This window comes from Kribbella sp. NPDC048915 (genome assembly GCF_040649595.1).
GTDB lineage: Bacteria > Actinomycetota > Actinomycetes > Propionibacteriales > Kribbellaceae > Kribbella.
In genome coordinates, this window is sequence record NZ_JBEZFT010000014.1 from 107,722 (window position 1) to 114,296 (window position 6,575).

Sequence of the window (6,575 nt, forward strand, 5' to 3'; positions counted from 1 at the left end):
GCGGGAGCGTCTGCGCGGGGACTGCACACCCCAGGGCGGGGCGGGTCGGGAGTGCCCCGAGGAGGGTTCGGTGTGGGACAGTGCAAGCGAGGGGCGGTGCGTACGGCGCCGCCGGACCTGGGGGCGGATTCGGGGGTTGACCTGGGGGCGCGCGGGTTGCCCACTGGAAAGTCGGGAGGGCGAGGCTTCATCTTGGGGGGTGACGGCCCGGACGGCGGGTGGGGGCTCGCGGCGTGGGGCGTCGGAAGGTTTGCTTGGGGGGTATGGGGATGGCTGAGCAGTACGTGGCTGCGGTGGACCAGGGGACGAACTCGACCCGGTGCATCCTGTTCGACCGGCGCGGGCGGTTGGTGTCGGTGGCCCAGCGCGAGCATCGGCAATTGTTTCCGCGGCCTGGGTGGGTGGAGCACGACGCCGAGGAGATCTGGCAGAACGTCCGCCGGGTGGTCCCGGCGGCGATCCGGCAGATCGGGGCCGACCCGGCCCAGGTCGTTGCTATCGGCATCGCCAACCAACGGGAGACCAGCCTGCTCTGGGACCGCCGGACCGGCCGGCCGATCGGGCATGCGGTGGTCTGGCAGGACACCCGCACCGACCGGCTGGTCACGGAACTCGCGGGCACCGACGGTCCGGACCGCTTCGCGGACCGGTGCGGCCTGCCGCTGACGACCTACTTCTCGGCGCCGCGGATCAAATGGATGCTTGACCACACGCCGGGCCTCCGCGAGCGCGCCGAACGCGGCGAGATCCTGTTCGGCACGATGGAGACCTGGCTGATCTGGAACTTCACCGGCGGCCCGAACGGCGACGCACAGCACGTCACCGACGTGACCAACGCCAGCCGCACGATGCTGATGAACATCGAGACCCTCCGTTGGGACGACAGGTTGCTGGAGGCGTTCGACGTACCGCGGGCGATCCTGCCCGAGATCCGCCCGTCGTCCGGCGTCCTCGGAACAGCCACCGAAGTACTACCGGGGGTACGCATCGGGGCTGCGCTCGGTGACCAGCAGGCCGCGCTGTTCGGCCAGACGTGTTTCAGCGTCGGTGAGGCGAAGTGCACGTACGGTACCGGGGCGTTTCTGCTGATGAACACCGGCCCGGAGATCGTCCGGTCCAAGCACGGGATGCTGACCACGGTGGGGTACCAGATCGGCGACCATCCGGCGTCGTACGCGCTCGAGGGGTCGATGGCGGTCACCGGATCGCTCGTGCAGTGGTTCCGCGACGGACTCGGCATGATCCATACCGCGGCCGAGATCGAGACACTGGCGCGGACGGTCGAGGACAACGGCGGCGCGTACATCGTGCCGGCGTTCTCGGGGCTGTTCGCGCCGCACTGGCGGAGCGAGGCGCGCGGCGTGATCGCGGGCCTCACCGGATACATCACGAAGGGTCATCTGGCCCGGGCGGTCCTGGAAGCGACCGGGTTCCAGACCCTCGAGGTCGTCGACGCGATGAACGCCGACTCCGGGATCGAGCTCACGACGCTGAAGGTCGACGGCGGTATGACGGCCAACAACCTGCTGATGCAGTTCATCGCGGACCTACTGGACGTCCGCGTCGTCCGGCCGATGGTGACCGAGACGGTGTCGCTCGGCGCCGCGTACGCCGCGGGGCTCGCGGTCGGGTACTGGCCTGATCTGGAGGGCCTGCGCAGCAACTGGCACCGCGCCGGCCAGTGGATGCCGCACATGGACCCGGCCCGCCGCGCCACCGAGTACACGAACTGGCAGGCCGCGGTGAAACGCACCTTCAACTGGATCCGCACCGACGACCACGAAGCCTGAGCCCCTCCCGCATCCGAGGACGGACGCGGGCGGGACGGCAGGCTCTTTCAGGCCGGGGAGACGATGTCCGGGGCCTCGAGGCGGACCTTGTCGGCGGACTCGTCGTCCGGCTGGTCCTGCGAGTCGCGTTCGGACTGGACCCGCTTGAGGTAGACCGACACCTCGCGCTCGATCGTCGCCTCGTCCCAGCCGAGGATCGGCGCGACCAGCCGGGCCGCCGCCTCGGCGGCGCCGACGCCGCGGTCCCAGGCCTCGATCGAGATCCGGGTCCGCCGAGCGAGGATGTCGTCGAGGTGCCGGGCGCCTTCGGCCTTGGCGCCGTACACGATCTCGGCCTTCAGGTAGTCCTGGGTGCCGGGCAGTTGCTCGCCCAGCGACGGGTCCTCGGCGACCAGGTCGAGCACCTCCTCGACGAGCGCGCCGTACCGGTTCAGCAGGTGCTCGATCCGCGCCACGTGCAGACCGGACCGCTGCGCGATCAGGTGCCGCTGGTTCCACAGCGCCTGGTAGCCGTCGGCACCGACCAGCGGGATGTTCTTGGTGACGCTGCGCGGGACCCGCCCGTCGAGCGCGTCCGCGGCCGCGTCGATCGCGTCCTTGGCCATCACCCGGTACGTCGTGTACTTGCCACCGGCAACTACCACGAGCCCCGGCGCCGCGTGCGCGACGACATGTTCCCTGGACAGCTTCGACGTACTCTCCTCCTCGCCCGCGAGCAGCGGCCGCAGACCGGCGTACACGCCCTCGACGTCCTCCCGCGTGAGCGGTGTGGTGAGGACGGCGTTCACGTGGTCGAGCAGGTACTCGATGTCCTTGCTGGTGGCGGCGGGGTGCGCCTTGTCCAGGTGCCAGTCGGTGTCCGTGGTGCCGATCAGCCAGTGCCGGCCCCACGGGATGATGAACAGCACCGACTTCTCGGTCCGCAGAATCATGCCGGTGCTGGACTGGATCCGGTCCTTCGGGACGACCAGGTGGATGCCCTTCGACGCGCGGACGTGATATTGCCCGCGCTCCCCCACCATCGCCTGGGTGTCGTCGGTCCAGACACCGGTCGCGTTCACGACCTGCTTCGCCCGGACCTCGAACTCACGACCGCTCTCCAGATCCTTCGCCTGGACGCCGGTGACCCGCTCGCCCTGCCGCAGGAACCCGGTGACCTTCACCCGGTTCGCGACCAGGGCGCCGTACGACGCCGCGGTCCGGGCGAGCTCCATCGTGTGCCGCGCGTCGTCGACCTGCGCGTCGTAGTACTGCAGCGCGCCGACCAGGGCGGACTTCTTCAGCGACGGGACGAGTCGCATGGCGCCCCGCCGGGTCAGGTGCCGGTGGACGGGCAGTCCGGCGCCGAGGCCGGAACTGAACGCCATCGCGTCGTACAGCGCGACGCCTGCGCCCGCGTAGAACCGCTCCCAGACGCGGTGCTGCAGCGGGTACAGGAACGGCACCGGCTTCACCAGGTGCGGCGCCAGGCGCTGCAGGAGCAGACCGCGCTCCTGCAGCGCCTCGTGCACAAGTCGGAAGTCGAGCATCTCCAGGTAGCGCAGACCACCATGGATGAGCTTGCTGGACCTGCTGGAGGTGCCGCTGGCGAAATCGCGGACCTCCAGCAGCCCGGTGGTGAGCCCCCGGGTGGCGGCGTCGAGCGCCGAGCCGGTGCCGACCACCCCGCCACCGATCACCAGGACGTCCAGTTCCCGTCCGTCGGCCATCGCGTCGATCGCGTCGGCCCTTGCTTGCGGTGACAGAGCCACTACAGCCACTGTGTTGTCCCTTCCGATCCTGTGTTCGTGCTGATCAGTCGACGTCGACCCAGTCGAGGGTGCGCTGGACCGCCTTCTGCCAGCCGGCGTACCCCTTGGCACGCTGTTCGTCCGTCCACTGCGGTTCCCACCGCTTGTCCTCGTTCCAGTTCTGGACGAGTTCTTCCTTGTTCTTCCAGAAGCCGACGGCCAGCCCGGCCGCGTACGCCGCGCCGAGCGCGGTGGTCTCCGCGACGACCGGCTTGCTCACCGGTACGCCGAGGATGTCGGCCTGCATCTGCATACAGAGCTCGTTCGCCGTCACACCGCCGTCGACCTTCAGGACGTCGAGCTTCACGCCCGAGTCCTTCTCCATCGCGTCCGCGACGTCCTTGCTCTGGTAGCAGATCGCTTCCAGTGTTGCGCGCGCCAGGTGAGCGTTGGTGTTGAACCGCGACAGCCCGACGATCGCGCCGCGGGCGTCTGACCGCCAGTACGGCGCGAACAGACCGGAGAACGCGGGCACGAAGTACACGCCGCCGTTGTCCTCGACCTGCCGGGCCAGCGTCTCGGTCTCGCTCGCCCCGGAGATGATGCCGAGCTGGTCGCGCAGCCACTGCACGGCCGACCCGGTCACCGCGATCGATCCCTCCAGCGCGTACACCGGGGCCTCGTCACCGAACTTGTAACACATCGTGCTCAGCAGACCGGCGTTCGAGCGGACCAGCTCGGTGCCGGTGTTCAGCAGCATGAAGTTACCGGTGCCGTAGGTGTTCTTCGCCTCACCAGGGTTGAAGCACACCTGACCGACGGTCGCCGCCTGCTGGTCGCCGAGGTCGCCGGTCAGCGCGACCACGCCGCCGAGCGGCCCGTTCGCGAGCGTCTCGCCGTACATGTTCGGGTCCGACGACGGACGGATCTCCGGCAGCATCTGCCGCGGGATGTTGAAGAAGCTGATCAGCTCGTCGTCCCAGTCGAGCGTCTCCAGGTTCATCAGCATCGTGCGGCTGGCGTTCGTCACGTCGGTGATGTGGACACCGCCCTCGGTGCCACCGGTCAGGTTCCACAGCAGCCAGGTGTCGGTGTTGCCGAACACCGCGTCCCCGGCCTCCGCGGCTTCCCGGACCCCGTCGACGTTCTCCAGGATCCATTGCACCTTGCCGGCCGAGAAGTACGTCGCCGGCGGCAGACCCGCCTTCTGCCGGATCACGTCACCCTTGCCCTCACGCTCGAGGGTCGAGGCGATCCGGTCCGTCCGGGTGTCCTGCCAGACGATCGCGTTGTAGTACGGCCGTCCGGTCTTGCGGTTCCACACGACCGCGGTCTCGCGCTGGTTGGTGATACCGAGCGCCGCGAGATCACTGGCCTGCAGCCCTTGAGCGTTCATCGCCGTCCGGACCACGGCACTCGTCCGCTCCCAGATCTCCACCGGGTTGTGCTCCACCCAGCCCGCCTGCGGCAGGATCTGCTCGTGCTCGAGCTGGTGGATCCCCACCTCGTTCCCGGAGTGGTCGAAGATCATGAAGCGCGTGCTCGTGGTGCCCTGGTCGACGGCACCCACGAAGTCAGCCATGGAAAGTCCTCTCCTCACACAGCATGTCGGATGTCATGCGGTCGTCTCCTCCTCCGGGACCCGTCCCGGTTCCTCGTCCTCGTCGGACAGCGGCAGGTACCGGCCGACCAGCAGGTCGTACAGCAGGCCGCCGACCAGCGCACCGAGGATCGGTCCCACGATCGGGACCCAGAAATAGGGATCCCCGAACTGGTCCTTGAACGCCTGCCCCCCGTACCCGGTCAGCGCGGAGGCGAGCCGCGGACCGAAGTCACGCGCCGGGTTGATCGCGTAACCGGCCAGCGTGCCCCACGCCATCCCGATGCCGACGACCAGCAGACCGATGATGAACGGTCCCATGTTCGCCAGCGGCGCGGTGTTGCGCAGGTCGACAATCGCCAGGATCACCATCATCAGGATTGCCGTACCGATGATCTGGTCGAGGAACCCGCTCCACATGCCGGCACCGAGCTCGGTGTTGCCGTTGCCCGGCAGGGTCGAGAACACGCCCTGGCTCTTGATGGTCAGGCCCGGGTCGAACGCGTTCAGGACCTTCGAGTAGTTCCACCGGACGACCAGCGCCGCCGCGAACGCACCAAGGAACTGCGCCCCGATGTACGGCAGCACCTTGCGCCACGCGAAACCGCGGAACACCGCGAGGGCGATCGTCACCGCGGGATTGATGTGCGCACCGCTGACCCGCGCGGAGACGTAGACACCCATCGTCACGCCGATACCCCAGGCCCACGCGATCGAGTCGTGATCCCCGATTTCCCCCGCCACCACTTGGGCGACCACCCCGACGCCGAACAGGATCAGGATGAACGTTCCGGCGAATTCCGCCGAACACTCCCCCAGAAGGGTTCTTTGTTTGACCGCTTCGGTCGTAGCCATGCCTTGGCCTCCCTTCCATGCCGTGACGACCACGGCTGGCTGGAATGTAAGAGCGATCACAAGGCGACACAACGCCCGCCGTTCGACATTGTCGAACGGTCTGTTCCGGAAGTCCGTGCGCGACACCCAGTAGCCGGCCGATTGCGCCGGCGTCGCAACATCCAGACCTGCGCGGGCGTCTCCCCCATCAGGGCACGCCGTACCGGTGCGTGCACCCGCTGTCCGCTGTCAGGACGAACCCTGCACATCCGTCAGGGACCTTGCACAAGGAATGACCGGCTCTTGTGACTGATGTGTGGGTGGTGACTGGCACAGGACCTGGGTACGCGCCTCGGCCGGCGGTCGAGGTTTGGGCGGGCCGGCCGCGAGGCCACGCACGCCGGCGGGACATCCGGCTCTTATGACCGATCCGATCGGCGGGCGGGTCCGGGCCCGCGCGATCGAGTCGGCGCCCGGACTGAACGCTCGCGCTGGACGGTCGCGCTGAACGACCGCGCTGGACGGCCGCGCGCGTCCCCGCACGGTGGGTTCACCCACCGTGTTGTGGGTTCCTGACCCGTGTGAAGGGTGCGGAACCCACAACACCGTGGGTGAACCCAC

General features: G+C 68.6%; 4 protein-coding genes. 1 reads left to right on the forward strand and 3 read right to left on the reverse strand.

Features of this window, described 5'->3' with window-relative positions; genetic code table 11:
* Positions 1-269: 269 nt before the first annotated feature.
* Entirely contained in the window at positions 270-1,790 is a 1,521-nt protein-coding gene (gene glpK, locus AB0B82_RS10905) for a glycerol kinase GlpK (RefSeq protein WP_360165006.1), read from the forward strand.
* Between the two features lie 47 nt (positions 1,791-1,837).
* Here the strand turns inward: glpK (AB0B82_RS10905) and AB0B82_RS10910 are convergent, their stop codons facing one another.
* From AB0B82_RS10910 to AB0B82_RS10920, 3 genes are read right to left on the reverse strand one after another with little or no spacing between them, the layout of a single operon-like run.
* Entirely contained in the window at positions 1,838-3,550 is a 1,713-nt protein-coding gene (locus tag AB0B82_RS10910; RefSeq protein WP_360165008.1) for a glycerol-3-phosphate dehydrogenase/oxidase, read from the reverse strand.
* A 34-nt stretch (positions 3,551-3,584) separates the two neighbouring features.
* Positions 3,585-5,102, reverse strand: a complete 1,518-nt coding sequence (glpK, locus tag AB0B82_RS10915) for a glycerol kinase GlpK (protein ID WP_360165010.1) — start codon at positions 5,100-5,102, stop codon at positions 3,585-3,587.
* A 33-nt stretch (positions 5,103-5,135) separates the two neighbouring features.
* Entirely contained in the window at positions 5,136-5,975 is an 840-nt protein-coding gene (locus AB0B82_RS10920) for an MIP/aquaporin family protein (RefSeq protein WP_360165012.1), read from the reverse strand.
* Positions 5,976-6,575: the final 600 nt, after the last annotated feature.